Genomic DNA, 25,800 nt, shown 5'->3' on the forward strand with positions numbered 1-25,800 from the left:
TGAGGTTGCAGATAGAACTGACGAAGTCAGTAACATATATATACGGCAAGGCGAAGCTGACGTGGTTTGAAGAGATTTTCGAAGAGTATTACCCTTCTTTCTTGCATTGATTTCTCAGATATGCTACAGTTGTGATAGCGATTACAAAATAAAAGGAGCATACTATGAAAAATCCAGCTTTGTTAGAAGAAATCAAGACCTATAAAGGCAGGGATGAGGTGCCAGAAGACTTTGATATTTTCTGGGATGAGGAAGTGAAAAAAGTTTCAACTCTTCCAGCCTACCAGTTAGAGGAAAGAGATTTCCACATTCCTCAAGTCAAGTGCTGTGAGTTAACATTTGAAGGAACGAATGAGGGAAAGGTTTATGCGCGCGTCGTTCTTCCAAAGACTGAGGAGAAGGTTCCGCTAATCTTCCATTTCCATGGTTATATGGGACGTGGCTGGGACTGGGCCGACATGCTGGCCTATACAGTGTCTGGTTACGGTGTTGTCTCCATGGACGTTCGGGGCCAGTCAGGTTATTCGCAAGACGGTTTGCGTTCTCCTCTAGGAAATACGGTTAAGGGACATATTATTCGTGGGGCTGTGGAAGGTCGGGAGCATCTCTTTTATAAGGATGTTTATTTGGACATTTACCAATTGGTTGAAATTATTGCTAGTCTGCCTCAGGTTGATGAGAAGCGTCTTTCTAGCTATGGTGCCTCACAAGGAGGGGCTCTAGCCTTGGTTGCGGCGGCGCTCAATCCTCAAATTGAGAAAACTGTTGCCATCTATCCTTTCTTGTCAGACTTCAGACGAGTGCTTGAGATTGGCAATACCAGTGAAGCTTATGACGAACTTTTTCGATATTTCAAGTTTCACGATCCCTTCCATGAAACTGAGGAAGACATCATGGCGACCCTTGCTTATATCGATGTGAAAAATCTTGCCCATCGTATCAAGGGTAAGGTTAAGATGATTACGGGCTTGGACGATGATGTTTGCTACCCTATTACCCAGTTTGCGATTTACAATCGTCTGACTTGCGATAAGGCCTATCGTATCATGCCAGAGTATGCTCATGAAACTATGAATGTTTTTGTCAACGACCAAGTCTACAATTGGCTCTGTGGCAGTGAGATTCCTTTTAAGTATGTGAAGTAATGAATGAGAGAGCCCAGTAGCTCTCTTTTTGTACAGAGTCTAGTCAGCAAATATTCTAGTTCATATATACTTTGAAATTCATACTCTTCGAAAATCTCTTCAAACCACGTCAGCTTTATCTGCAATCTCAAAACAGTGTCTTGAGTAGCCTGCGGCTAGCTTCCTAGTTTGCTTTTTGATTTTTATTGAGTATGAGTTTTTTTCTTGACCTTGGTGTAAAACAATTCATTTTGCTATCTAGTTTGGTATAAGCTATTTCAATACATTGGAAAGCGTCTGTGAAATGTGTTATAATTTATAAGAAAATATACAGTTTCGCTACAAATGAACATTTATATATAAGTTTATGTATAAGATAATTTTCTCATTAGGATAATATCTTGTAAAAACTATATTCCTGGAGATACAGTACTTAAGGAGCATTTGTAAAGGAACAAAATAATCTATAGCTATTTTTATTGTAAGAATCAAAGTAGAGAATGTTATGCTAATGGAAACTGTAATATTTTATTTTTTAGAATATACTTGGATAAATTAACTTTGAAAGTTAAAGTGAGGTAATGCATGTTTGTATGTTTAAAGGGTTTAGGGAAATTTCGTAAATCTAAAGCTTATGGTTTGGTTGGTTGTTTGACACTATCAGCGGTGATTGGATTAGCTGCACCAGACTTACCAGTTATTGGTGGTGAAGTCGTTGCTGCTGATGTTATTCAGGGTGGTAACGATATAAAAGATGTGGATGTTCATAGTAAATCTGCAGAAGGTGTTGCTATGACTTACACCACTTATGATAGCGGAACAAGTGGAAAACAAACGGCTTCTGGTAGTGGTGTCTTTGTAGCGCCAAATGTCATGGTGACAGTAGCTCATAATTACTATGATAAAAATCAAGAAGACAAGTCTGCGGTCTTACGTGGTGGAGAGTCTGCTCGTAGTTATGTTGTGATGAACTCAGAAACAGAGAAGAGTAACAAAGTACCCATATCAGGGGTATCCGAGTCTCTTGAAAAAGACTCTATTCACTTGTATAACGGTAAAGACTTTGGTAAAGACTATAGCAACGACTTAGCAGTAGTGGTAACTAAAAAGCCTGTAGAAGCTATGACAGGTGGTGAGGACTCTCCAAGAGAGTTGAGTGATAAAGAGGTTTCTACTGGTGATAAAATCACTATGGTCGGATATCCCAATGATTTTTCTACTCCAAATTTAAGTAAAGAAAATAAAGCTCGATTGAAAGACGGTAAGGCTTATTCAGTCTCAACAACTGTGAGCAGTATCAATAAAGATAATGGTGCAGTCACTTATCATTCCTCAGCTTTAGGAGGTTTTTCAGGTGCTCCTTTGTTTAATGATAAGGGAGAGGTAGTCGGTATCCACCAGCACGGAACAAATACTTCAAACGCTCCTGAGAGTGAGCGTATTGGCGGTGGTACTATCTTTACGGAAAAGCACAGAGCTTGGATTCGTTCTATGATTGATAAATATGGTATAAAGGGTTGGTATATAGATGGTGCAAACCGTTACTACTATGATGAAAATCATATAGCTTTAAAAGATGTAGAGTCTGAGATTGATGGTGCTTTGTATAGTTTTGATGAAAAAGGTCGAGCTACTTTAGTAAAAGGTGAAGAAAAAGGTCGTGTTTTACTTCGAGTGGAAGATACTAAAGGAACTCGCTTGATTTCAGATAAGGTTGTTCAGGAAGGTCCTGTTGGAAGTGGTTTGAATTTTCATTTAAGACAAAATCCAGACTTCAAACAGTTAATAGCAACTTCCCCAACAGCTAAAGTAGTATCCTATAACGGAGTGCCAATTAACAAATTAGCAAGTGATACAAGTTGGTCTGATGAATATGTAAGTAAGTTAGCTTTGGGTGATACAATTATAAGAGCGGTAGTAGATTCGGTAACTCCTCCATCTACGTCTTCTTCGGATTTTGCAAGAACTGAAGTTGGTAAGGTTGATTTGAGTGGTAAATCGAACTTACCTGTGCCTAGTAAAGAGGTATTACAAGCTCCGAATGGTCCAGAAAATTTCTATGCTACAATGCACATTCAAACGCCAGATGGGTCGGGGTCAGGTACTTTAATTGCACCAAATTTGGTATTAACAGTCGCTCATAATTTCTTAACAGTTAAAGGTTCTGAAGTAATTACTAAATCTGGTCGCACCAATACGGTGTATAAAGCAACCGTACCGAATGGGTTATCTGTGAATTTTTCAGATGATGATATTGTTTATTGGAATAAGAAAGATTCAGTATTTGGATTTAAAAATGACTTAGCTTTGGTTCGGTTAAAAGAAGCAGTAAAAGAAGTAACTCCTGTAGAGGTTGTAAAACAATCTTCAAAAGTTGTAGAGGGGAATTCAGTTTCGGTCTATGGTTTTCCAGATAACAAGCTAAGTCCAGTTTTAGATAGCAAAGTAGTAGGAACTACAGACTTCGGTTCTGGAATAGAGGGAATTAGCTATGGAGGTACGAAACCTGGAGCGTCTGGTGGTGGTCTTTATAATGATAAAGGTGCTTTAATTGGAGTTCACCAAAATGGTGTTGTAGGAAGCCGCAGTGGTGGTTTAGTCTTATCAAAAGAGCAGCTGGATTGGGTTCGTTCTTATATTGAGGGTCAACCAAAAGATCCTGTCTATGTGGAAGATAAAGAAGTGGAACCTTCTAAGAAGGATTCGGATAAGGATTTAGCTGGGAAATTAGATCCAAAAAAAGATAGTGGAAAAGAAGATTCTGGTATTTTAGGTACATCTGGTGACTTTGCAGCTCCTACAGTAGATAAGCCAGACTTCACAGGCGGAGTGAATGGAAGCGAATCTCTTGTTACAGAAGTTCCAGAGTATAGCGGTGTTCTATCCACATTAGGAGACTTTCCAGCTCCTACAGTAGCTAAGCCAGAGTTTAGAGGCGGGGTCAATGGAGCAGATGCTGAGGTTCATCACATTTCAGACTTCACAGGCGGAGTGAATGGAGGCGACTCACTTGTTACAGAAGTTCCAGAGTATAGTGGTGTTATATCTACATTAGGTGATTCTCCAGCTCCTACAGTAGCTAAGCCAGAGTATAGAGGTGGCGTGAATGGAGGTGAATCTCCGATACTAGAAATCCCAGAGTATAAGGGTTCATTAGCAATAGCAGAAGAATCGGCCCCAAAAGTTGAAAAACAGAGCTTCACAGGCGGAGTGAATGGAGGCGACTCACTTGTTACAGAAGTTCCAGAGTATAGCGGTGTTCTATCTACATTAGGAGATTCTCCAGCTCCTACAGTAGCTAAGCCAGAGTATATGGGTGATACATTATCAAGCTCAGGAGAAGAATTGGCTCCAACAGTTGAACAGTATGCCTTTACAGGCGGAGTGAACGGAGACGAATCACTTGTTACAGAAGTTCCAGAGTACAGCGGTGTTCTATCCACATTAGGAGATTCTCCAGCCCCTACAGTAGCTAAGCCAGATTTTAGAGGTGGCGTGAATGGTGCGGAGACAGCAGTTCATGAAATCCCTAGGTACAAAGTTGGTACGAATGTAGCCGATGTAGCTGTACATGAATTTGCAGAATATAAGGGAGCAGATTCTCCTGTAACTCTTGCTCAGCAGATACTTCCTGGTACAGGGGAGAAGGAGAATGTAGTCCTTACCTCCCTAGGACTAATAGGTTTCTTCCTTGGATTGTTTGCAATGGGGAAAAAGAGAGAAGAATAAGAGAATAATTTTAATCATTTGGCTTTGTAAAAATAGAAAGAGGTAATGGGAATAAAATAACCTTACCTCTTTTTAAATTAGTCACATTGTTGAAAGTTATATGCATCGTAAAAAAATTTTACAAAATTTTTAAAATGAAGCGTATGTACACCAGTTTTATATGAATTACCATCAATGATAAAATCATCTACTAGTGAATCCAAATTATCTAACCGTATAATTCTATGTTGCATTTTAAATCTATTTTTTAATGAATACGTAGGAAAAATAATTTTGAAATTTTCAAATTCTAAATTGGAATTGATTTCACATAATACGAAATACTCAAATAGTGCAGCTTGGAATGTTTGGATGATAAAGCAATCATAACCTTTTTTTCCTGTGTCTACACAAACAAGAAAATTTTTAAATCGAAATTTATTTTCAGAAGAGAATACTAATGGGCAATCAGAATGAAAAATTTTTTCATTTTTTCTACTTTTTTGCTTTAATTTTTCAAATTTAAGTACATTAGTCAAATTTTCAATATTATCAATCTTTTCAAGTTGGTCATCTATTGAATAAATTAATTTCACACTTTTCAATTTTGTGTTTTGATTTATAGTAAATTGAAGATTACCTATTTCTGAGAAAGCGAAATATGGAAAAGTATGATTCCCCTTCGAAAGTGATGAATAATTTCTTAGAGGTATTGAAGCTTTTATGTCTTTTTTCTGAACGTGTTTTTCCTCTAAAATAACATCATTAATCTTAAAATCATTATTTTTATATTGAAAAGCTTGCCAAATAGTATTGATAATTAATCCTGTAGTTATATTTGAAAAATAGGGATTATTTTGTATAATTGGAAAATAGTTAGGAAATTGTTGAAGGAAAGAACTTAGAGTATCTTTGCCAATTAAATCTGTAATAACCTTTTTTAGTTCGTCCATTAGCAGTCGCATCCAATCATTATATTTGTTTTTTATTATACACTTTTTAAAAAGATAGGTCTACTCAACAGATTAATAGATACAATAAATTTCTATAGAATATTGGAATCGTAATTCTCTGAAACTACTTTCAGAAACAGCTGTTCTATAAAATACTTTTGAAACTGAAATCTATTCTATGACAAAGTATTGAAAGCGCTTAACAAATGGTATATAATGACCTCATAAGAACAAAGAAAAGGAGGAAAGAGGATGCCACAGATTACTAAAGAAGCCTTGATTGAACAAATCAAAGATGGAATCATCGTTTCTTGTCAGGCCCTTCCTCACGAACCGCTTTATACAGAAGCGGGAGGAGTCATTCCCTTGCTGGTCAAAGCGGCTGAGCAAGGTGGAGCAGTCGGTATCCGAGCAAACAGTGTTCGTGATATCAAGGAAATCAAGGAGGTTACAAAACTTCCGATTATCGGGATTATCAAACGAGATTATCCGCCACAAGAACCCTTCATCACGGCTACCATGAAAGAAGTTGATGAATTGGCAGAACTGGACATCGAGGTGATTGCTCTGGATTGTACCAAGCGTGAACGCTACGATGGTTTGGAGATTCAAGAGTTCATTCGTCAGGTTAAGGAGAAATATCCTCATCAGCTCTTGATGGCTGATACAAGTACTTTCGAGGAAGGATTGGCAGCCGTTGAAGCAGGGATTGACTTTGTCGGAACAACTTTATCTGGATACACATCTTACAGTCCAAAAGTGGATGGTCCCGATTTTGAATTAATCAAAAAACTCTGTGATGCTGGTGTAGATGTCATTGCAGAAGGGAAAATCCATACACCAGAACAAGCCAAACAAATCCAGGGATACGGAGTGCGAGGCATCGTTGTTGGTGGCGCTATTACTAGACCAAAAGAGATTACAGAACGCTTTGTTGCTGGTCTCAAATAAGATGTAAGGGGGAATTTTATGTTTAAAGTTTTACAAAAAGTTGGAAAAGCTTTTATGTTACCTATAGCTATACTTCCTGCAGCAGGTCTACTTTTGGGGATTGGTGGTGCACTTTCAAACCCAACCACGATAGCAACTTATCCAATACTAGACAATAGTTTTTTTCAATCAATATTCCAAGTAATGAGCTCTGCAGGAGAGGTTGTATTCAGTAATTTATCACTACTTCTCTGTGTGGGATTATGTATTGGCTTAGCGAAACGAGATAAAGGAACCGCTGCGCTAGCAGGAGTAACTGGTTACTTAGTTATGACTGCAACGATTAAAGCTCTGGTAAAACTTTTTATGGCAGAAGGATCTGCAATTGATACTGGAGTTATTGGAGCATTAGTTGTCGGAATAGTTGCCGTATATTTGCACAATCGATATAACAATATTCAATTACCTTCCGCTTTAGGATTCTTTGGGGGTTCACGCTTCGTTCCTATTGTTACATCGTTCTCTTCTATCTTAATTGGCTTTGTCTTCTTTGTTATTTGGCCACCTTTTCAACAACTTCTTGTTTCTACAGGTGGATATATTTCTCAGGCGGGTCCAATTGGAACTTTTCTATATGGATTTTTAATGAGACTTTCTGGAGCAGTAGGCTTACATCATATGATTTACCCTATGTTTTGGTATACTGAACTTGGTGGTGTTGAAACTGTTGCAGGACAAACAGTGGTTGGAGCTCAAAAAATATTTTTTGCTCAATTAGCCGACCCGACTCATTCTGGATTATTTACAGAAGGAACAAGGTTTTTTGCAGGTCGTTTCTCAACAATGATGTTCGGTTTACCGGCTGCCTGTTTAGCGATGTACCATAGTGTTCCTAAAAATCGTCGTAAAAAATACGCGGGTCTGTTTTTTGGAGTTGCTTTAACATCTTTTATTACCGGTATTACAGAACCAATTGAATTTATGTTTCTATTTGTCAGTCCGGTTCTATATGTTGTACACGCATTCCTTGATGGTGTCAGCTTCTTTATTGCAGACGTCTTAAATATTTCAATAGGAAACACATTCTCAGGAGGTGTAATCGATTTTACTTTATTTGGAATTTTGCAGGGGAACGCTAAAACGAATTGGGTTCTTCAGATTCCATTTGGACTTATTTGGAGTGTTCTGTATTATATTGTTTTTAGATGGTTCATTACTCAATTCAACGTTCTAACGCCAGGACGAGGAGAAGAAGTAGATTCTAAAGAAATTTCTGAATCCACAGATTCAACTTCAAATACTGCAGATCATTTAAAACAGGATAGCCTACAAATTATCAGAGCGTTGGGTGGATCAAATAATATAGAAGATGTAGATGCTTGTGTGACACGTTTACGTGTAGCTGTAAAAGAAGTTCATCAAGTTGATAAAGCACTTTTAAAACAAATTGGTGCAGTTGATGTCTTAGAAGTGAAGGGTGGTATTCAAGCAATATATGGAGCAAAAGCAATCTTATATAAAAATAGTATTAATGAAATTTTAGGTGTAGATGATTAATACTCAATGAAAATCAAAGAGCAAACTGGGAAGCTAGGCGCAGGCTATACTTGAGTACGCCAAGGCGAAGCTGGCATGGTTTGAAGAGATTTTCGAAGAGTATAAGTACTTACTGACTTAATAAAAAACAGAGGAGAGTGGTGGATGCGTCGGATAAAATGAAAACGTATACAAATGCAATCTTACTCATTATCCAATATGGATACGCTTATCAATTAGGAGAATACAAATGAAATTTAGAAAACTAGCTTGTACAGTACTTGCGGGTGCTGCGATTCTTGGCCTTGCTGCATGTGGAAATTCTGGCGGAAGTAAAGATGCTGGAAAATCTGGTGGAGATAGCGGAAAAACAGAAATCACTTGGTGGGCATTCCCAGTCTTCACTCAAGAAAAAACTGGTGACGGTGTTGGAACATATGAAAAGTCAATCATCGAAGCCTTTGAAAAAGCAAATCCAGATGTAAAAGTGAAATTGGAAACCATCGACTTTAAGTCAGGTCCAGAAAAGATTACTACAGCTATCGAAGCAGGTACAGCTCCAGACGTACTTTTTGACGCACCAGGACGTATCATCCAATATGGTAAAAATGGTAAATTGGCTGACTTGAATGACCTCTTCACAGATGACTTTGTTAAAGATGTCAACAATGAAAACATCGTAAAAGCAAGTAAAGCTGGAGACAAAGCTTATATGTATCCAATCAGTTCAGCACCATTCTACATGGCCATGAACAAGAAAATGTTGGAAGATGCTGGAGTTGCGAACCTTGTAAAAGAAGGTTGGACAACTGATGATTTTGAAAAAGTTTTGAAAGCGCTTAAAGACAAAGGCTACACACCAGGTTCATTGTTCAGTTCTGGTCAAGGGGGAGACCAAGGAACACGTGCCTTCATCTCAAACCTTTACGGAGGTTCTGTAACAGATAAAGATGTAACAAAATATACAACTGATGATCCTAAATTTGTCAAAGGTCTTGAAAAAGCAGCTAGCTGGATCAAAGACGGTTTGTTGAACAATGGTTCACAATTTGACGGTGGAGCAGATATCCAAAACTTTGCCAACGGTCAAACATCTTACACAATCCTTTGGGCGCCAGCTCAAAACGGTATCCAAGCGAAACTCTTGGAAGCAAGTAAAGTAGAAGTGGTAGAAGTACCATTCCCATCAGATTCAGGTAAACCAGCTCTTGAATACCTTGTAAACGGATTTGCAGTATTCAACAACAAAGACGACAAGAAAGTTGCAGCATCTAAGAAATTCGTTCAATTCATCGCGGATGACAAAGAATGGGGTCCAAAAGACGTTGTTCGTACAGGTGCCTTCCCAGTTCGTACTTCATTTGGAAAACTTTATGAAGATAAACGTATGGAAACAATCAGTGGTTGGACTAAATACTACTCACCATACTACAATACAATTGATGGTTTTGCAGAAATGAGAACTCTATGGTTCCCAATGTTGCAATCAGTTTCAAATGGCGATCAAAAACCAGCGGATGCTTTAAAAGCCTTCACTGAAAAAGCTAACGAAACAATTAAAAAAGCTACAAAACAATAAGCACTGAATCAGATTGACTCCTCCCTTTTCCCTGTGCATAATCTATGTAAGAAAAGGGAGGATTTTATTTGAAATATCAGAAACTGTCACGAAATTAAAATGAAGTTCTTACATAAGCGAATCTTAAAAAATTTCATTTTGATTTTAAAACTGTTCAAGAAAATCCAAAATATTCTATTTGTGAAAGAGAGGTGCCGACTGTGAAAGTCAATAAAATTCGTATGCGGGAAACAGTGATTTCCTACGCTTTCTTAGCACCAGTATTATTCTTCTTTGTCATCTTTGTATTGGTTCCTATGATTATGGGATTCATTACAAGTTTCTTTAACTATTCAATGACTAAATTTGAGTTTGTGGGTTTGGACAACTACATTCGTATGTTTAAAGACCCTGTCTTTATGAAGTCTTTGATTAACACAGTTATTTTGGTTGTTGGATCTGTACCGATTGTTGTTCTCTTTTCGCTCTTTGTGGCGTCGCAAACCTACCATCAAAATGCTATTGCCAGATCTTTCTACCGTTTCGTCTTCTTCCTTCCTGTTGTAACAGGTAGTGTTGCCGTAACAGTTGTTTGGAAATGGATTTATGACCCATTATCAGGGATTCTAAACTTTGTCCTTAAGTCAAGCCATATCATCAGCCAGAATATTTCTTGGTTGGGAGATAAACACTGGGCATTACTGGCAATTATGATTATCCTCTTGACAACTTCAGTTGGTCAACCAATCATCCTCTACATAGCTGCTATGGGGAATATTGACAATTCACTGGTTGAAGCGGCTCGTGTAGACGGTGCAACTGAATTTCAAGTTTTCTGGAAGATTAAATGGCCAAGCCTTCTTCCAACAACTCTCTACATCGCAATCATCACAACAATTAACTCATTTCAAGTTTTCGCCTTGATTCAACTATTAACATCTGGTGGGCCAAACTACTCAACAAGTACCTTGATGTACTACCTTTACGAAAAAGCCTTCCAATTGACCGAATACGGGTATGCTAATACCATTGGTGTCTTCTTGGCAGTCATGATTGCTATTGTAAGCTTTGTTCAATTTAAGGCGCTCGGAAATGACGTAGAATATTAAAGAAAGGAGACAGCTATGCAATCTACACAAAAGAAACCTATAACAGCTTTCACTGTTATTTCAACTATTATCTTGCTCTTGTTGACCGTGCTGTTCATCTTTCCATTCTACTGGATTTTGACAGGGGCCTTCAAATCACAACCTGATACCATCGTTATTCCACCACAATGGTTCCCTAAAATGCCAACCATGGAAAACTTCCAACAACTCATGGTGCAAAACCCTGCTATGCAGTGGATGTGGAACTCTGTGTTTATCTCATTGGTAACCATGTTCTTAGTCTGTGCGACCTCATCTCTAGCAGGTTATGTATTGGCTAAAAAACGTTTCTATGGGCAACGTATTCTCTTTGCAATCTTTATTGCTGCTATGGCACTTCCAAAACAAGTTGTCCTTGTACCATTGGTACGTATCGTCAACTTCATGGGAATTCACGATACTCTCTGGGCAGTTATCTTGCCTTTGATTGGATGGCCATTCGGGGTCTTCCTCATGAAACAGTTCAGTGAGAATATTCCTACAGAGTTGCTTGAATCAGCTAAAATCGACGGTTGTGGTGAGATTCGTACCTTCTGGAGCGTAGCCTTCCCAATTGTGAAACCAGGATTTGCAGCCCTTGCAATCTTTACCTTCATCAATACATGGAACGACTACTTCATGCAGTTGGTAATGCTGACTTCACGTAATAATTTGACCATTTCACTCGGTGTTGCGACTATGCAGGCTGAAATGGCAACCAACTATGGTTTGATCATGGCAGGTGCAGCTCTTGCTGCTGTGCCAATCGTAACAGTCTTCCTAGTCTTCCAAAAATCCTTTACTCAAGGTATTACCATGGGAGCGGTCAAAGGTTAAGAAAAGTAAACTGGTGTGTCAAGATTGCGGAAGTGGTCTTGACATGCTATGGAAATATAGATGTTATAAGTGTCTACAAAATGTTGGGTATTTGCTTACCTTAGAGATTCTGTTAGACACTTATAAACTTAATTTATGATTTTAGTTAACTATCAGAAACGAAGGAAAGAGTATGATTTTTGACGATTTGAAAAACATCACCTTTTACAAAGGAATTCATCCCAATCTAGACAAGGCTATCGACTATCTCTATCAGCACCGTAAGGATTCTTTCGAATTAGGAAAGTATGAGATTGATGGGGACAAGGTCTTTCTAGTTGTTCAGGAAAATGTCCTCAATCAAGCTGAAAATGATCAATTTGAGCATCATCAGAACTATGCAGATTTGCATTTACTGGTAGAAGGACATGAATATTCGAGTTACGGTTCACGTATCAAAGACGAGGCAGTAGCATTCGACGAAGCAAGTGACATTGGCTTTGTGCATTGTCATGAACACTACCCACTCTTGTTGGGTTATCACAATTTTGCGATTTTCTTCCCAGGAGAACCACACCAGCCAAATGGCTATGCAGGTATGGAAGAGAAGGTTCGCAAATATCTCTTTAAAATTTTGATTGATTAAAAACTCAGGAGGAGTAGACATGGCACAAAAAGGAGTAAGCCTTATCAAGGCAGCATTTGATACAGATAACTTTCTCATGCGTTTTAGTGAGAAGGTCTTGGATATCGTGACAGCCAATCTTCTTTTTGTTGTCTCTTGTTTGCCCATCGTGACGATTGGAGTGGCTAAAATTAGCCTTTACGAGACTATGTTTGAGATTAAGAAGAGTAGACGTGTGCCTGTCTTTAAAATCTATCTAAGAGCTTTCAAGCAAAATCTGAAACTAGGTCTTCAGTTAGGTCTGCTTGAGTTGGGTATCGTCTCATTAAGTATTTTAGACCTCTATCTTTTTTGGGGGCAGACAGCTATGCCTTTCCAAATGGTAAAAGCTATTTGTCTAGGTGTTCTTATCTTCCTCACTATCGTGATGTTGGCTAGCTACCCTATAGCTGCGCGCTATGATTTGACTTGGAAAGAAGTGCTACAAAAAGGACTTATCTTGGCAAGTTTCAACTTTCCTTGGTTCTTTCTCATGTTAGTTATTCTCTTTCTCATTGTGATGGTTCTTTATCTGTCCGCCTTCAGTTTACTTTTAGGTGGCTCAGCCTTCCTACTTTTTGGGTTTGGACTCTTGGTCTTTATCCAGACTGGATTGATGGAGAAAATTTTCGCAAAATACCAATAGGATGGCTTGTTTCTGAAACTACTTTCAAGCCATAAACATTTCAAAATTCATATCGAAACTAAAATCTAAGTGTACACAAGATATTGAAAGCGTTTTTCACAAGGTGTATACTAAACACGTAAAGAATAAATCCTGCTCTTTGCAGAAAAAAAGAAATCTTAGGAGAAAATCTATGTCAGATTTAAAAAAATACGAAGGTGTCATTCCAGCCTTCTACGCATGTTATGATGATCAAGGAGAAGTCAGTCCAGAACGTACACGTGCCTTGGTTCAATACTTTATTGATAAAGGTGTTCAAGGTCTCTATGTCAATGGTTCTTCTGGTGAATGTATCTACCAAAGCGTTGAAGACCGCAAGTTGATTTTGGAAGAAGTCATGGCAGTTGCCAAAGGTAAATTAACTATTATTGCCCATGTTGCTTGCAATAATACTAAAGATAGTATGGAACTAGCTCGTCATGCAGAAAGCTTGGGTGTAGATGCCATTGCAACGATTCCACCGATTTACTTCCGCTTGCCAGAATACTCAGTTGCTAAATACTGGAATGACATTAGTGCTGCAGCTCCAAATACAGACTACGTGATTTACAACATTCCTCAATTGGCAGGTGTTGCTTTGACTCCAAGCCTTTACACAGAAATGTTGAAGAATCCTCGTGTTATCGGTGTGAAGAACTCTTCTATGCCAGTTCAAGATATCCAAACCTTTGTGAGCCTTGGTGGAGAAGACCATATCGTCTTCAACGGTCCAGATGAACAGTTCTTAGGTGGTCGTCTCATGGGAGCTAAAGCTGGTATCGGTGGTACATATGGTGCGATGCCAGAACTCTTCTTGAAACTCAATCAGTTGATTGCTGACAAAGACTTGGAAACAGCGCGTGAATTGCAGTATGCTATCAACGCTATCATTGGTAAACTCACTTCTGCACATGGAAATATGTATGGTGTCATTAAAGAAGTCTTGAAGATCAATGAAGGACTGAATATTGGTTCTGTTCGTTCACCATTGACACCAGTGACTGAAGAAGATCGTCCAGTTGTAGAAGCAGCTGCAGCCTTGATTCGTGAAACCAAGGAGCGCTTCCTCTAATCCATAAGGAGGTATTTATGACACACTACGTTGCAATTGATATCGGTGGAACAAATATCAAATATGGTTTGATCGACCAAGAAGGCCAACTTGTTGAATCGCATGAAATGCCAACAGAGGCGCATAAAGGTGGACCTCATATCTTACAAAAGACCAAAGATATCGTAGCCAGCTATTTAGAACAAGGCCCAGTAGCAGGAGTTGCTATTTCTTCTGCTGGGATGGTGGATCCAGATAAGGGGGAAATTTTCTATGCTGGCCCTCAGATTCCTAACTATGCTGGAACTCAGTTTAAAAAAGAAATTGAGAGTACCTTTGAAATCCCTTGCGAGATTGAAAATGACGTCAACTGTGCAGGTTTGGCTGAGGCAGTATCTGGTTCAGGCAAGGGAGCGAGTGTGACACTTTGCTTAACCATTGGAACCGGTATCGGTGGTTGCTTGATTATGGATGGGAAAGTCTTCCATGGTTTTAGCAATTCAGCATGTGAAGTCGGTTATATGCATATGCAGGATGGAGATTTCCAAGACTTGGCCTCTACAACAGCCTTGGTGGAGTATGTAGCAGCAGGTCATGGAGATCCAGCTGATCAGTGGAATGGCAGACGTATCTTTAAGGAAGCCACTGAAGGAAACAAGATTTGCATGGCTGGTATTGACCGCATGGTAGACTATCTAGGAAAAGGTCTGGCAAATATTTGCTATGTGGCCAATCCAGAAGTAGTCATTCTCGGTGGCGGTATCATGGGGCAAGAGGCTATCCTCAAACCCAAGATCCGCACAGCCTTGAAGGCGGCCTTGGTGCCAAGCCTTGCTGAAAAAACACGATTAGAATTTGCCCATCACCAAAATACAGCAGGTATGTTGGGTGCTTATTATCATTTCAAAACAAAACAATCCTAGTTTGGCTAAGCCAAACTAGGATTTTCTGATACGTTTTTGTCTACGATAGCCGTTTAGTTTTTTATTTTCCCAGTAACTATTAAAGATTTTTTCCTTACTTTCACGATTGATTTCCAAAAAGTAGGCATAAATCAAATCGATAAAGAAGAGCATAGGAAGTTGAGCGGATATTCGTTGGATGTAGGATGACTGACTGTGGGTGGCTACAAGAACAGTCTCTGTATAGGCCTGGCTATCTTTATTGGGAACACTTGTAAAGAGTACAGTCTTTGCCCCCATCTCCTTGGCATCTAATAGGCTATCTAAAATAGAAGGAGTTGTGCCAGAAAGTGAGAAACCGAGTACGAGACAATTCTCATCCATAATGCTGGTTGTCCAAGCAAAACCGTCTTGGTCGGTCAAGGCCTCACAGACCACACCTAGACGCATGAAGCGCAATTTCATTTCACGAGCGACAAGGCCAGAACTACCTGTTCCGAAGAAGTAGACACGCTCAGCATCTTCAATTAATTGGGCGATTCGTTCTAGTTGGACTTCGTCAATCAAGTCCTGTGTTTGTTCCCGCATACTGCTATAACTTCTAAGGACTCGTTTTGTCAGTGGACTGTGTTTGTGAGAATGGGTGTCCTGTTTCTCTGCTTGGTGTTGGTATTGGAAAATAAATTCTCGATAGCCTGTAAAACCACACTTTTTAGAAAAGCGGGTCAGAGCAGCCTGAGAGATATGTAATTTTTGAGTGACCTGTTGGGAAGATAAATCATCTGTAATCGTTTCAGCTTGCAAAAAATAGCGAGCGATTTCTTGCTCTAGGTCTGTCATTTCTTCGAAGTGGGAATCAATGATGGTTGCTATATCTGGTTTGTCCATAGAAAGGCTCCTTTAAATGAGTCGTGTTGGAAAAAGACTAGATTATTGAACTTTTACATTCATTATAACATATAATATAGGGATGGATAAATAAAAACGTATCTTACTGTAAAAACGAAAAAAGCTTCTTTCTTTTCCATAATTTTCTGCTCAAATTATGGTACAATTAAGAGTAAGATTTTAAGTTAGAAATGAGACTGATTTGTATGAGAAAATTTAACAGCCATTCGATTCCGATTCGGCTTAATTTATTGTTTTCAATCGTCATTTTACTCTTTATGACCATTATTGGTCGTTTGTTGTATATGCAGGTTTTGAACAAGGATTTTTACGAAAAAAAGCTAGCCTCAGCTAGTCAGACCAAGGTCACAACCAGTTCTGCCCGTGGGGAAATTTATGATGCTAGTGGAAAACCTTTGGTAGAAAATACGTTAAAGCAGGTTGTTTCCTTTACGCGTAGCAATAAAATGACGGCTACAGACTTAAAAGAAATAGCTAAAAAGTTACTGACTTATGTGAGCATCAGCTCTCCTAATTTGACAGAACGCCAGTTGGCAGATTACTATTTGGCTGATCCTGAAATCTATAAAAAAACAGTGGAAGCTCTCCCAAGTGAGAAACGCTTGGATTCAGATGGCAATCGCCTATCCGAATCAGAACTGTATAACAATGCGGTCGATAGTGTCCCAACAAGTCAACTAAACTATACAGAGGATGAAAAGAAAGAAATCTATCTTTTTAGTCAGTTAAATGCTGTTGGAAACTTTGCGACAGGAACCATTGCGACAGATCCTCTAAATGATTCTCAGGTGGCTGTTATTGCCTCTATTTCAAAGGAGATGCCTGGCATTAGTATTTCTACTTCTTGGGATCGAAAGATTTTGGAAACTTCCCTTTCTTCTATAGTAGGGAGTGTATCCAGTGAAAAAGCTGGTCTCCCAGCGGAAGAAGCAGAAGCCTATCTTAAAAAAGGCTATTCTCTAAATGACCGTGTTGGAACCTCCTATTTGGAAAAGCAATATGAAGAGACCTTACAAGGAAAACGCTCGGTAAAAGAAATCCATCTGGACAAATATGGCAACATGGAAAGCGTGGATACAATTGAGGAAGGTAGTAAGGGAAACAATATCAAGCTGACCATTGATTTGGCCTTCCAAGATAGCGTGGATGCTTTGCTGAAAAGTTATTTCAATTCCGAGCTAGGAAATGGTGGAGCCAAGTATTCTGAGGGTGTTTATGCAGTTGCTTTGAACCCCAAAACAGGTGCGGTTTTGTCTATGTCAGGGCTCAAACATGACCTGAAAACGGGAGACTTGACGCCTGATTCCTTGGGAACGGTAACCAATGTTTTTGTCCCAGGGTCAGTAGTTAAGGCCGCTACCATCAGCTCAGGTTGGGAAAATGGTGTTTTATCAGGAAACCAAACCTTAACAGATCAGCCTATTGTTTTCCAAGGTTCAGCTCCAATTTATTCTTGGTATAAATTGGCATATGGATCTTTTCCTATTACAGCTGTGGAAGCCTTGGAGTACTCTTCTAATGCCTATATGGTTCAAACAGCTTTAGGCATCATGGGTCAGACCTATCAACCCAATATGTTTGTTTTTACTAACAATTTAGAATCCGCCATGGGGAAACTTCGGTCGACATTTGCTGAATATGGTCTTGGAGCCTCAACGGGTATTGATCTTCCAGATGAGTCAACTGGTTTTATTCCAAAAGAGTATAATTTTGCTAATTACATTACCAATGCCTTTGGTCAGTTTGATAATTACACTCCAATGCAATTGGCCCAGTATGTGGCAACTATTGCAAATGATGGTGTTCGTGTGGCTCCTCGTATTGTTGAAGGCATTTATGGAAATAATGATAAGGGAGGACTGGGCGACTTGATTCAGCAACTGCAACCGACAGAGATGAATAAGGTCAATATATCCGACTCCGATATGAGTGTCTTGCACCAAGGTTTTTATCAGGTTGCTCATGGGACTAGTGGATTGACAACTGGACGTGCCTTTTCAAATGGTGCCTTGGTATCCATTAGCGGAAAAACGGGTACAGCCGAAAGCTATGTGGCAGATGGTCAGCAAGCAACCAATACCAATGCGGTGGCCTATGCCCCATCTGATAATCCCCAAATCGCTGTTGCAGTGGTCTTTCCTCATAATACCAATCTAACAAATGGTGTAGGACCTTCCATTGCGCGTGACATTATCAATCTGTATCAAAAATACCATCCAATGAACTAGAAAGGAAATTATGCTTTATCCAACACCCATTGCCAAGCTGATTGACAGTTATTCTAAGTTACCAGGTATCGGGATTAAGACGGCCACGCGTCTGGCCTTTTATACGATTGGGATGTCTGATGATGATGTCAATGAATTTGCAAAAAATCTCCTTTCTGCTAAGAGAGAATTGACCTACTGTTCTATTTGTGGACGTTTGACAGACGACGATCCTTGTTCTATCTGTACCGATTCAAGTCGTGACCAGACAACGATTTTGGTGCTAGAGGATAGTCGGGATGTGGCGGCCATGGAAAATATCCAAGAATACCATGGACTCTATCATGTCCTGCATGGCCTTATTTCTCCTATGAATGGTATCAGTCCGGACGATATCAATCTCAAGAGTCTCATGACTCGTCTGATGGATAGTGAAGTTTCAGAAGTAATCGTAGCAACAAATGCTACAGCAGATGGTGAAGCGACATCCATGTATCTTTCTCGTTTGCTCAAGCCGGCTGGTATCAAGGTTACGCGTCTAGCACGAGGTCTTGCTGTGGGGGCAGATATCGAGTATGCGGATGAAGTTACACTCTTACGAGCCATTGAAAATCGAACAGAGTTGTAAGTGTAGACAAATTAACACACTCAATTCATTTATACAAAAATCACGGAGATCGACAGTTGTTTTATCGGTCTCTTTTTAGATTTATTGAAGACCAGTATCAGGTTCAAGTTTCAAAAAAGAAGCAAATATGATATACTAAAGAACGAGTATTCTATTAGAATTGGAACAAATAATATGAAACAAACGATTATTCTTTTATATGGTGGACGTAGTGCAGAGCGTGAAGTCTCTGTTCTTTCAGCTGAAAGTGTCATGCGTGCGGTCAACTACGACCGTTTTACAGTCAAGACTTTCTTCATCAGCCAGTCAGGTGACTTTATTAAAACGCAAGAATTTAACCAGACTCCAGGTCAAGAGGATCGTCTTATGACCAATGAAACCATTGATTGGGATAAGAAAGTTGCACCAAGTGCCATCTACGAAGAGGGAGCAGTGGTCTTTCCAGTCCTCCATGGTCCGATGGGAGAAGATGGCTCTGTTCAAGGCTTCCTCGAAGTTTTGAAAATGCCTTATGTTGGTTGTAACATCTTGTCATCCAGTCTTGCCATGGATAAAATCACGACCAAACGTGTGTTAGAATCTGTCGGGATTGCCCAAGTTCCTTATGTGGCCATTGTCGAAGGTGATGATGTGACTGCTAAAATTGCTGAAGTGGAAGAAAAATTGACTTATCCAGTCTTCACAAAACCATCAAACATGGGGTCAAGTGTCGGTATTTCTAAGTCTGAAAATCAAGAGGAACTCCGTCAAGCCTTGAAACTTGCCTTCCAATATGACAGCCGTGTCTTGGTAGAGCAAGGGGTAAATGCTCGTGAAATCGAGGTTGGTCTCTTGGGCAACTACGATGTCAAGAGTACGCTACCAGGAGAAGTAGTCAAGGATGTTGCCTTTTATGACTACGATGCCAAGTATATTGACAACAAGATTACCATGGATATCCCAGCTAAAATCAGTGATGATGTGGTAGCTGTTATGCGTCAAAATGCAGAAACAGCCTTCCGTGCCATTGGTGGCCTCGGTCTCTCTCGTTGCGATTTCTTCTATACAGACAAGGGAGAGATTTTCCTAAACGAGCTTAATACCATGCCAGGTTTCACCCAGTGGTCTATGTACCCACTACTTTGGGACAATATGGGAATCAGCTACCCAGAACTAATCGAACGATTGGTTGATCTTGCCAAGGAAAGTTTTGACAAGCGCGAAGCGCATTTGCTATAAAATGAAAGAGAGGGTAGAAGCCAGAACCATCACTGCAAGGTGACTTGAGTTCTCGGACTTCAACCCTTTTTAAAGGAGTAGAAATGAAATTAACAATCCATGAAGTGGCTCAAGTTGTCGGAGCCAAAAATAATATCAGCATCTTTGAGGACACCCAGTTAGAAAAAGCTGAGTTTGACAGTCGTTTGATTGCGACAGGAGATTTATTTGTTCCTCTCAAAGGTGCGCGTGATGGTCATGACTTTATCGAAACAGCCTTTGAAAATGGTGCTGCTGTAACCCTGTCTGAGAAAGAAATCGCAAATCATCCCTATATTCTAGTAGATGATGTCTTGACAGCCTTTCAAACCCTAGCTGCCTACTATCTTGAAAAAACAGCAGTTGATGTCTTTGCTGTTACAGGTTCAAATGGTAAAACAACAACCAAAGACATGTTGGCGCACCTGCTATCAACAACCTACAAAACTTACAAAACACAAGGTAACTACAATAATGAGATTGGCCTTCCCTACACAGTTCTCCATATGCCTGAAGGAACAGAAAAGTTGGTCTTGGAGATGGGACAGGATCACTTGGGAGATATTCATCTCTTGTCAGAATTGGCTCATCCAAAAACAGCCATCGTGACCTTGGTTGGAGAAGCCCATTTGGCCTTTTTCAAAGACCGTTCTGAAATTGCTAAAGGAAAAATGCAAATTGCAGACGGGATGTCTTCGAATTCCTTGCTTTTAGCGCCAGCTGACACTATTGTAGAGGACTACTTGCCAACTGATAAAAAGGTAGTTCGTTTTGGCCAAGGAGCAGAGTTGGAAATTACCGACTTGGTTGAGCGTAAGGATAGCTTGACCTTTAAGGCCAATTTCTTGGAGCAACCCCTTGATTTGCCAGTGACTGGTAAGTACAATGCCACCAATGCTATGATTGCATCCTATGTTGCCCTGCAAGAAGGAGTTTCAGAGGAGCAAATTCGTCAGGCCTTCCAAAATCTTGAATTGACGCGTAACCGTACCGAGTGGAAGAAAGCGGCCAATGGAGCAGATATTCTGTCTGACGTATACAATGCCAATCCAACTGCTATGAAGCTGATTTTAGAGACTTTCTCTGCCATTCCAGCCAACGAAGGTGGCAAGAAAATCGCTGTCTTGGCGGACATGAAGGAACTTGGTGACCAGTCTATTCAACTCCATAATCAGATGATTTTGAGCCTTTCTCCAGATGTGCTTGATACCCTTATTTTCTATGGAGAAGACATTGCTGAATTAGCCCAATTGGCTAGTCAAATGTTCCCAATCGGCCACGTTTACTACTTCAAGAAAACAGAAAACCAAGACCAATTTGAAGACCTAGTTAAGCAGGTCAAGGAAAGTCTAGGAGCTAATGATCAAATCTTGCTCAAAGGCTCTAACTCTATGAACCTAGCCAAGTTGGTAGAAAGTTTAGAAAATGAAGACAAGTGATTTTGTCAAACATTTACGTATTTCTAAATCCATTTTTCTTAAGTAGCATGGTATAATAAAATGCAGGAAAATTTTGAATCATGAGGAAGACTAGATGAATTTATGGGATATTTTCTTTACGACCCAAGCAACAGAGCCACCCAAATTTGACCTTTTTTGGTATGTCAGTATATTTACACTCTTGGCTTTGACCTTTTATACAGCCTATCGTTATCGTGAAAAGAAGGCTTATCAACGATTTTTCCAAATCTTGCAGGCAGTTCAGTTAATCCTTCTTTATGGATGGTACGGGGTTAATCATATGCCATTGTCAGAAAGCTTACCCTTTTACCATTGCCGTATGGCTATGTTTGTGGTGCTTTTGCTTCCTGGTCAGTCCAAATATCGGCAGTATTTTGCATTACTAGGAACATTTGGGACATTAGCAGCCTTTGTTTATCCAGTGCCAGATCCTTATCCATTCCCGCATATTGCGATTTTATCCTTTATCTTTGGGCACTTAGCTCTCTTGGGGAACTCACTGGTTTATCTCTTGAGACAGTATAACGCGCGATTGCTGGATGTGAAGGGAATTTTTCTCATGACCTTTGCACTAAATGCCTTGATTTTTGTGGTCAATTTAGTAACAGGTGGAGATTACGGATTCTTGACAAAACCACCATTGGTTGGAGACCATGGCTTAGTAGCTAATTATTTAATCGTTTCCCTGGCCTTATCAGCAGCGATTACGTTAACAAAGAAAATCTTGGAACTATTTTTAGAACAAGAAGCAGAAAAAATGATTGCAAAGAAAGCTTAGAAATGAGCTTTCTTTTTTTCATAAATCTGATTTTTTATAACTTGTTTGGAAAATAAAAAAAGCTAAGGAAAGAATGTGAAAAAATGGTAAGTAAATTTAGGAAAAACTAAGCACGATTGGATTTTTTGTGTTATAATATTCTGTGAATAGCTATGCCCTATTTTAGCTATATTGAATAGAAGTTTGAAACTTGGAAGAGAGAGGATGCGATGTAATGGCTAGAGATGGTTTTTTTACAGGCTTAGATATCGGAACTAATTCGATTAAGGTATTGGTTGCCGAGCATAGAAATGGTGAACTTAATGTAATTGGTGTAAGTAATGCCAAGAGTAAAGGTGTAAAGGATGGGATTATCGTTGATATTGAAGCAGCAGCAACTGCTATCAAGTCAGCTATTTCCCAAGCAGAAGAGAAAGCTGGCATTTCAATCAAATCAGTGAATGTTGGTTTGCCTGGAAATCTTTTGCAAGTAGAACCAACTCAAGGTATGATTCCAGTTACATCTGATACAAAAGAAATTACAGATCAAGATGTTGAAAATGTTGTTAAATCAGCCTTGACAAAGAGTATGACACCAGATCGTGAAGTCATTACTTTTATTCCAGAAGAATTTATCGTAGATGGTTTCCAAGGTATTCGTGACCCACGCGGCATGATGGGTGTTCGTCTTGAAATGCGTGGTTTGCTTTACACAGGTCCACGTACTATTCTTCACAATTTACGCAAGACAGTTGAGCGCTCAGGTGTTCAAGTTGAAAATATTATTATTTCACCATTGGCTTTGGTTCGTTCAGTCTTGAACGAAGGAGAGCGTGAATTTGGAGCTACTGTGATTGATATGGGAGCAGGTCAAACAACTGTTGCTACAATCCGTAACCAAGAACTCCAGTTTACAAATATTCTTCAAGAAGGTGGAGATTATGTCACAAAAGATATCTCTAAAGTCTTGAAGACTTCACAGAAATTAGCTGAAGGATTGAAATTAAACTATGGTGAAGCCTACCCTTCACTTGCAAGCAATGAAACCTTCCAAGTTGAAGTAATTGGTGAAGTAGAGCCTGTAGAAGTTACAGAAAGCTACCTAGCAGAGATTATTTCAGCCCGCATTAAGCACATTTTTGAACAAATCAAACAAGAGTTGGAAAGAAGACATTTGTTGGATCTTCCAGGTGGGATTGTTCTGATTGGTGGAAATGCTATTTTACCAGGTGTTGTAGAACTTGCACAGGAAGTCTTTGGCGTTGGTGTCAAACTTTACGTTCCAAATCAAGTTGGAATCCGTAATCCTGCCTTCGCTCATGTGATTAGCTTGTCTGAATTTGCTGGTCAATTGACTGAGGTGCATTTATTAGCACAAAGAGCAGTCAAGGGTGAGGATACTTTGCGTCACCAACCAATTAATTTTGGTGGGATGATTCAACGCGTTACGCAAGTAGCACAACCTACCCCTATTCAACCAGTTCAAAATACTGAGGTAGAGCAATCAGCTTCTACGAACGTAGTTGCTCCGAAAGAAGATAAAGTATCTTCTCAAAATAAACCAAAAATCGCAGATCGTTTCCGTGGCTTAATCGGAAGCATGTTTGATGAATAAAAGAGGAAAAATAAACTATGACATTTTCATTTGATACAGCAGCAGCTCAAGGTGCAGTTATTAAAGTAATCGGTGTTGGTGGAGGTGGCGGTAACGCCATTAACCGCATGGTTGACGAAGGTGTTGCAGGCGTAGAATTTATCGCAGCAAACACAGATGTACAAGCTTTGAGTAGTACAAAAGCTGAGACTGTAATTCAGTTAGGCCCTAAATTGACTCGTGGTTTGGGTGCTGGCGGTCGACCTGAAGTTGGTCAAAAGGCAGCTGAAGAAAGCGAAGAAGCCTTGACTCAAGCTATTACTGGAGCAGATATGGTCTTCATTACTGCAGGTATGGGAGGTGGCTCTGGTACTGGTGCAGCTCCTGTTATTGCCCGCATTGCTAAAGATTTAGGTGCTCTTACAGTTGGTGTTGTGACACGTCCTTTCGGTTTTGAAGGAAGCAAACGTGGTCAGTATGCTGTAGAAGGAATCAATCAACTTCGTGAGCATGTGGATACTCTATTGATTATTTCAAACAACAACTTGCTTGAAATTGTTGATAAGAAAACTCCACTTCTTGAAGCTCTTAGCGAAGCAGATAACGTACTTCGCCAAGGTGTTCAAGGGATTACGGACTTGATTACAAATCCTGGTTTGATTAACCTTGACTTTGCCGATGTGAAAACAGTTATGGCAAATAAAGGGAATGCCTTAATGGGTATCGGTATCGGTAGTGGAGAAGAACGTGTGGTAGAAGCAGCTCGTAAGGCAATCTACTCACCACTTCTTGAAACAACTATTGATGGTGCTGAGGATGTTATCGTCAACGTTACTGGTGGTCTTGATTTAACCTTGATTGAGGCAGAAGAAGCTTCAGAGATTGTCAACCAAGCAGCGGGTCAAGGAGTGAACATTTGGCTCGGAACATCTATCGATGAAAACATGAAAGATGAAATCCGTGTGACAGTTGTGGCAACTGGTGTTCGTCAAGATCGTGTGGAAAAAGTTGTGGGCCATGCACCAAGACAAGCTGTTCGTCAAGAACAAGTAAGCCCAAGTCATGCACACAATCATAATCGTCAGTTTGATATGGCTGAAACTGCAGAAATTCCAAGTCCAGCACCTCGCCGTACAGAAACTTCTCAAACTTCAGCATTTGGTGATTGGGACTTGCGTCGTGAGACAATTGTTCGACCAACTGATTCAGTTGTATCACCAGTTGAACGTTTCGAAGCGCCATCTTTACACGATGAGGATGAATTAGACACTCCTCCATTTTTCAAAAATCGTTAAGTAAATGAATTTGAAAGAAAATACAGAACGTGTTTTTCAACAAATAAAAGATGCAAGTCAGCAGTCAGGAAGAGAAGCCAATTCTGTTTCGGTTGTTGCTGTTACAAAATATGTAGACGTACCGACAGCGGAGGCCTTGCTTCCGCTAGGTGTGCATCATATTGGTGAAAATCGTGTGGATAAATTTCTTGAGAAATATGAAGCTTTAAAAGATAGAAATATTACCTGGCATTTGATTGGAACCTTGCAAAGACGCAAGGTCAAAGATGTCATTCAGTATATTGATTATTTCCACGCTTTGGATTCATTAAAGCTAGCAGAGGAAATTCAAAAAAGAAGTGACCGAGTTGTTAAGTGTTTCTTACAAGTAAATATCTCAAGGGAAGAGAGCAAACATGGTTTTTCAAGGGAAGAACTATTAGAGCTCTTGCCAGAATTAGCAACCTTAGATAAAATCGAATATGTCGGCTTGATGACCATGGCTCCTTTTGAAGCTAGTAGTGATGAGTTGAAAGAGATTTTTAAAGCTACGCAGGATTTGCAACTAGAAATTAGAGAAAAACAAATTCCCAATATGCCAATGACGGACTTGAGTATGGGTATGAGTCGTGACTACAAGGAAGCGATTGAATTTGGCTCAACCTTTGTCAGAATTGGTACAGCATTTTTTAAATAGGAAAG

Annotated in this window: 21 protein-coding genes; 19 read left to right on the top strand and 2 right to left on the bottom strand. The window is 39.6% G+C overall.

Features of this window, described 5'->3' with window-relative positions:
- The first annotated feature begins 164 nt into the window (after positions 1-164).
- Together ADG81_RS06825 and ADG81_RS06830 are read left to right on the top strand one after the other, a co-directional pair.
- Complete coding sequence (locus ADG81_RS06825) at positions 165-1,145, top strand: acetylxylan esterase (protein ID WP_049551295.1); 981 nt, start codon at positions 165-167, stop codon at positions 1,143-1,145.
- 564 nt (positions 1,146-1,709) lie between these two features.
- Positions 1,710-4,853 (top strand): SIALI-17 repeat-containing surface protein, encoded by a 3,144-nt coding sequence (locus ADG81_RS06830; RefSeq protein ID WP_239668527.1) that lies wholly within the window; start codon positions 1,710-1,712, stop codon positions 4,851-4,853.
- 77 nt (positions 4,854-4,930) lie between these two features.
- Here the strand turns inward: ADG81_RS06830 and ADG81_RS06835 are convergent, their stop codons facing one another.
- Complete coding sequence (locus tag ADG81_RS06835) at positions 4,931-5,785, bottom strand: hypothetical protein (protein WP_049551296.1); 855 nt, start codon at positions 5,783-5,785, stop codon at positions 4,931-4,933.
- A 252-nt stretch (positions 5,786-6,037) separates the two neighbouring features.
- On the opposite strand from ADG81_RS06835, the gene ADG81_RS06840 reads away from it, so the two are divergent.
- The 9 genes from ADG81_RS06840 to ADG81_RS06880 all read left to right on the top strand — a co-directional run bounded on the left by ADG81_RS06840 (position 6,038) and on the right by ADG81_RS06880 (position 15,054).
- Positions 6,038-6,736, top strand: coding sequence for an N-acetylmannosamine-6-phosphate 2-epimerase (locus ADG81_RS06840; RefSeq protein WP_049551297.1), 699 nt, complete (start codon positions 6,038-6,040; stop codon positions 6,734-6,736).
- An 18-nt stretch (positions 6,737-6,754) separates the two neighbouring features.
- Positions 6,755-8,272, top strand: coding sequence for a PTS transporter subunit EIIC (locus ADG81_RS06845; protein WP_000477437.1), 1,518 nt, complete (start codon positions 6,755-6,757; stop codon positions 8,270-8,272).
- Between the two features lie 229 nt (positions 8,273-8,501).
- The gene (locus tag ADG81_RS06850) at positions 8,502-9,830 is read left to right on the top strand and encodes an ABC transporter substrate-binding protein (RefSeq protein WP_033679827.1); all 1,329 of its coding nucleotides are present in this window, start codon (positions 8,502-8,504) and stop codon (positions 9,828-9,830) included.
- Between the two features lie 221 nt (positions 9,831-10,051).
- On the top strand, positions 10,052-10,918 hold the full coding sequence (locus ADG81_RS06855) for a carbohydrate ABC transporter permease (RefSeq protein WP_153193231.1): 867 nt from the start codon (positions 10,052-10,054) through the stop codon (positions 10,916-10,918).
- A 15-nt stretch (positions 10,919-10,933) separates the two neighbouring features.
- Positions 10,934-11,773: a carbohydrate ABC transporter permease gene (locus tag ADG81_RS06860; RefSeq protein ID WP_001192117.1), complete on the top strand. Its 840-nt coding sequence runs from the start codon at positions 10,934-10,936 to the stop codon at positions 11,771-11,773.
- A gap of 172 nt (positions 11,774-11,945) precedes the next feature.
- Positions 11,946-12,398, top strand: a complete 453-nt coding sequence (locus tag ADG81_RS06865; protein WP_000575452.1) for a YhcH/YjgK/YiaL family protein — start codon at positions 11,946-11,948, stop codon at positions 12,396-12,398.
- Positions 12,399-12,417: 19 nt separating this feature from the next.
- On the top strand, positions 12,418-13,062 hold the full coding sequence (locus tag ADG81_RS06870; protein ID WP_000057476.1) for a YesL family protein: 645 nt from the start codon (positions 12,418-12,420) through the stop codon (positions 13,060-13,062).
- Between the two features lie 172 nt (positions 13,063-13,234).
- Positions 13,235-14,152: a dihydrodipicolinate synthase family protein gene (locus tag ADG81_RS06875; RefSeq protein WP_033684862.1), complete on the top strand. Its 918-nt coding sequence runs from the start codon at positions 13,235-13,237 to the stop codon at positions 14,150-14,152.
- 17 nt (positions 14,153-14,169) lie between these two features.
- The gene (locus ADG81_RS06880; RefSeq protein ID WP_049551298.1) at positions 14,170-15,054 is read left to right on the top strand and encodes an ROK family protein; all 885 of its coding nucleotides are present in this window, start codon (positions 14,170-14,172) and stop codon (positions 15,052-15,054) included.
- 15 nt (positions 15,055-15,069) lie between these two features.
- Here the strand turns inward: ADG81_RS06880 and ADG81_RS06885 are convergent, their stop codons facing one another.
- Positions 15,070-15,921, bottom strand: coding sequence for a MurR/RpiR family transcriptional regulator (locus tag ADG81_RS06885; protein ID WP_049551299.1), 852 nt, complete (start codon positions 15,919-15,921; stop codon positions 15,070-15,072).
- A 191-nt stretch (positions 15,922-16,112) separates the two neighbouring features.
- Here ADG81_RS06885 and pbp2b point away from each other — a divergent pair, with 191 nt between their 5' ends.
- From pbp2b to ADG81_RS06925, 8 genes are all read left to right on the top strand, one after another.
- A complete protein-coding gene (pbp2b, locus tag ADG81_RS06890; protein WP_080978060.1) occupies positions 16,113-18,170 on the top strand; it encodes a penicillin-binding protein 2B in 2,058 nt (685 codons plus the stop codon).
- Between the two features lie 10 nt (positions 18,171-18,180).
- Positions 18,181-18,777 carry a recombination mediator RecR gene (gene recR, locus ADG81_RS06895; RefSeq protein WP_049551301.1) on the top strand — a complete coding sequence of 199 codons (597 nt, stop codon included), beginning with the start codon at positions 18,181-18,183 and terminating at the stop codon, positions 18,775-18,777.
- A gap of 174 nt (positions 18,778-18,951) precedes the next feature.
- Positions 18,952-19,995: a D-alanine--D-alanine ligase gene (locus ADG81_RS06900; protein WP_000814641.1), complete on the top strand. Its 1,044-nt coding sequence runs from the start codon at positions 18,952-18,954 to the stop codon at positions 19,993-19,995.
- 83 nt (positions 19,996-20,078) lie between these two features.
- Positions 20,079-21,452: a UDP-N-acetylmuramoyl-tripeptide--D-alanyl-D-alanine ligase gene (locus ADG81_RS06905; protein WP_049551302.1), complete on the top strand. Its 1,374-nt coding sequence runs from the start codon at positions 20,079-20,081 to the stop codon at positions 21,450-21,452.
- Between the two features lie 94 nt (positions 21,453-21,546).
- The gene (locus tag ADG81_RS06910) at positions 21,547-22,251 is read left to right on the top strand and encodes a TIGR02206 family membrane protein (RefSeq protein WP_049551303.1); all 705 of its coding nucleotides are present in this window, start codon (positions 21,547-21,549) and stop codon (positions 22,249-22,251) included.
- 214 nt (positions 22,252-22,465) lie between these two features.
- Positions 22,466-23,845 (top strand): cell division protein FtsA, encoded by a 1,380-nt coding sequence (ftsA, locus tag ADG81_RS06915; protein WP_004257776.1) that lies wholly within the window; start codon positions 22,466-22,468, stop codon positions 23,843-23,845.
- Positions 23,846-23,862: 17 nt separating this feature from the next.
- On the top strand, positions 23,863-25,119 hold the full coding sequence (gene ftsZ, locus ADG81_RS06920; RefSeq protein WP_049502427.1) for a cell division protein FtsZ: 1,257 nt from the start codon (positions 23,863-23,865) through the stop codon (positions 25,117-25,119).
- A gap of 4 nt (positions 25,120-25,123) precedes the next feature.
- Complete coding sequence (locus ADG81_RS06925) at positions 25,124-25,795, top strand: YggS family pyridoxal phosphate-dependent enzyme (protein WP_049551304.1); 672 nt, start codon at positions 25,124-25,126, stop codon at positions 25,793-25,795.
- The last annotated feature ends 5 nt before the right edge of the window (positions 25,796-25,800 follow it).

This window comes from Streptococcus pseudopneumoniae, from assembly GCF_001070815.1.
Lineage (GTDB): Bacteria > Bacillota > Bacilli > Lactobacillales > Streptococcaceae > Streptococcus > Streptococcus pseudopneumoniae_P.

Coding starts and splice junctions, on each gene's coding strand:
- ADG81_RS06825 (WP_049551295.1), top strand. CDS start 165: ATGAAAAATCCAGCTTTGTTAGAAGAAATCAAGACCTATAAAGGCAGG.
- ADG81_RS06830 (WP_239668527.1), top strand. CDS start 1,710: ATGTTTGTATGTTTAAAGGGTTTAGGGAAATTTCGTAAATCTAAAGCT.
- ADG81_RS06835 (WP_049551296.1), bottom strand. CDS start 5,785: ATGGACGAACTAAAAAAGGTTATTACAGATTTAATTGGCAAAGATACT.
- ADG81_RS06840 (WP_049551297.1), top strand. CDS start 6,038: ATGCCACAGATTACTAAAGAAGCCTTGATTGAACAAATCAAAGATGGA.
- ADG81_RS06845 (WP_000477437.1), top strand. CDS start 6,755: ATGTTTAAAGTTTTACAAAAAGTTGGAAAAGCTTTTATGTTACCTATA.
- ADG81_RS06850 (WP_033679827.1), top strand. CDS start 8,502: ATGAAATTTAGAAAACTAGCTTGTACAGTACTTGCGGGTGCTGCGATT.
- ADG81_RS06855 (WP_153193231.1), top strand. CDS start 10,052: ATGCGGGAAACAGTGATTTCCTACGCTTTCTTAGCACCAGTATTATTC.
- ADG81_RS06860 (WP_001192117.1), top strand. CDS start 10,934: ATGCAATCTACACAAAAGAAACCTATAACAGCTTTCACTGTTATTTCA.
- ADG81_RS06865 (WP_000575452.1), top strand. CDS start 11,946: ATGATTTTTGACGATTTGAAAAACATCACCTTTTACAAAGGAATTCAT.
- ADG81_RS06870 (WP_000057476.1), top strand. CDS start 12,418: ATGGCACAAAAAGGAGTAAGCCTTATCAAGGCAGCATTTGATACAGAT.
- ADG81_RS06875 (WP_033684862.1), top strand. CDS start 13,235: ATGTCAGATTTAAAAAAATACGAAGGTGTCATTCCAGCCTTCTACGCA.
- ADG81_RS06880 (WP_049551298.1), top strand. CDS start 14,170: ATGACACACTACGTTGCAATTGATATCGGTGGAACAAATATCAAATAT.
- ADG81_RS06885 (WP_049551299.1), bottom strand. CDS start 15,921: ATGGACAAACCAGATATAGCAACCATCATTGATTCCCACTTCGAAGAA.
- pbp2b (WP_080978060.1), top strand. CDS start 16,113: ATGAGACTGATTTGTATGAGAAAATTTAACAGCCATTCGATTCCGATT.
- recR (WP_049551301.1), top strand. CDS start 18,181: ATGCTTTATCCAACACCCATTGCCAAGCTGATTGACAGTTATTCTAAG.
- ADG81_RS06900 (WP_000814641.1), top strand. CDS start 18,952: ATGAAACAAACGATTATTCTTTTATATGGTGGACGTAGTGCAGAGCGT.
- ADG81_RS06905 (WP_049551302.1), top strand. CDS start 20,079: ATGAAATTAACAATCCATGAAGTGGCTCAAGTTGTCGGAGCCAAAAAT.
- ADG81_RS06910 (WP_049551303.1), top strand. CDS start 21,547: ATGAATTTATGGGATATTTTCTTTACGACCCAAGCAACAGAGCCACCC.
- ftsA (WP_004257776.1), top strand. CDS start 22,466: ATGGCTAGAGATGGTTTTTTTACAGGCTTAGATATCGGAACTAATTCG.
- ftsZ (WP_049502427.1), top strand. CDS start 23,863: ATGACATTTTCATTTGATACAGCAGCAGCTCAAGGTGCAGTTATTAAA.
- ADG81_RS06925 (WP_049551304.1), top strand. CDS start 25,124: ATGAATTTGAAAGAAAATACAGAACGTGTTTTTCAACAAATAAAAGAT.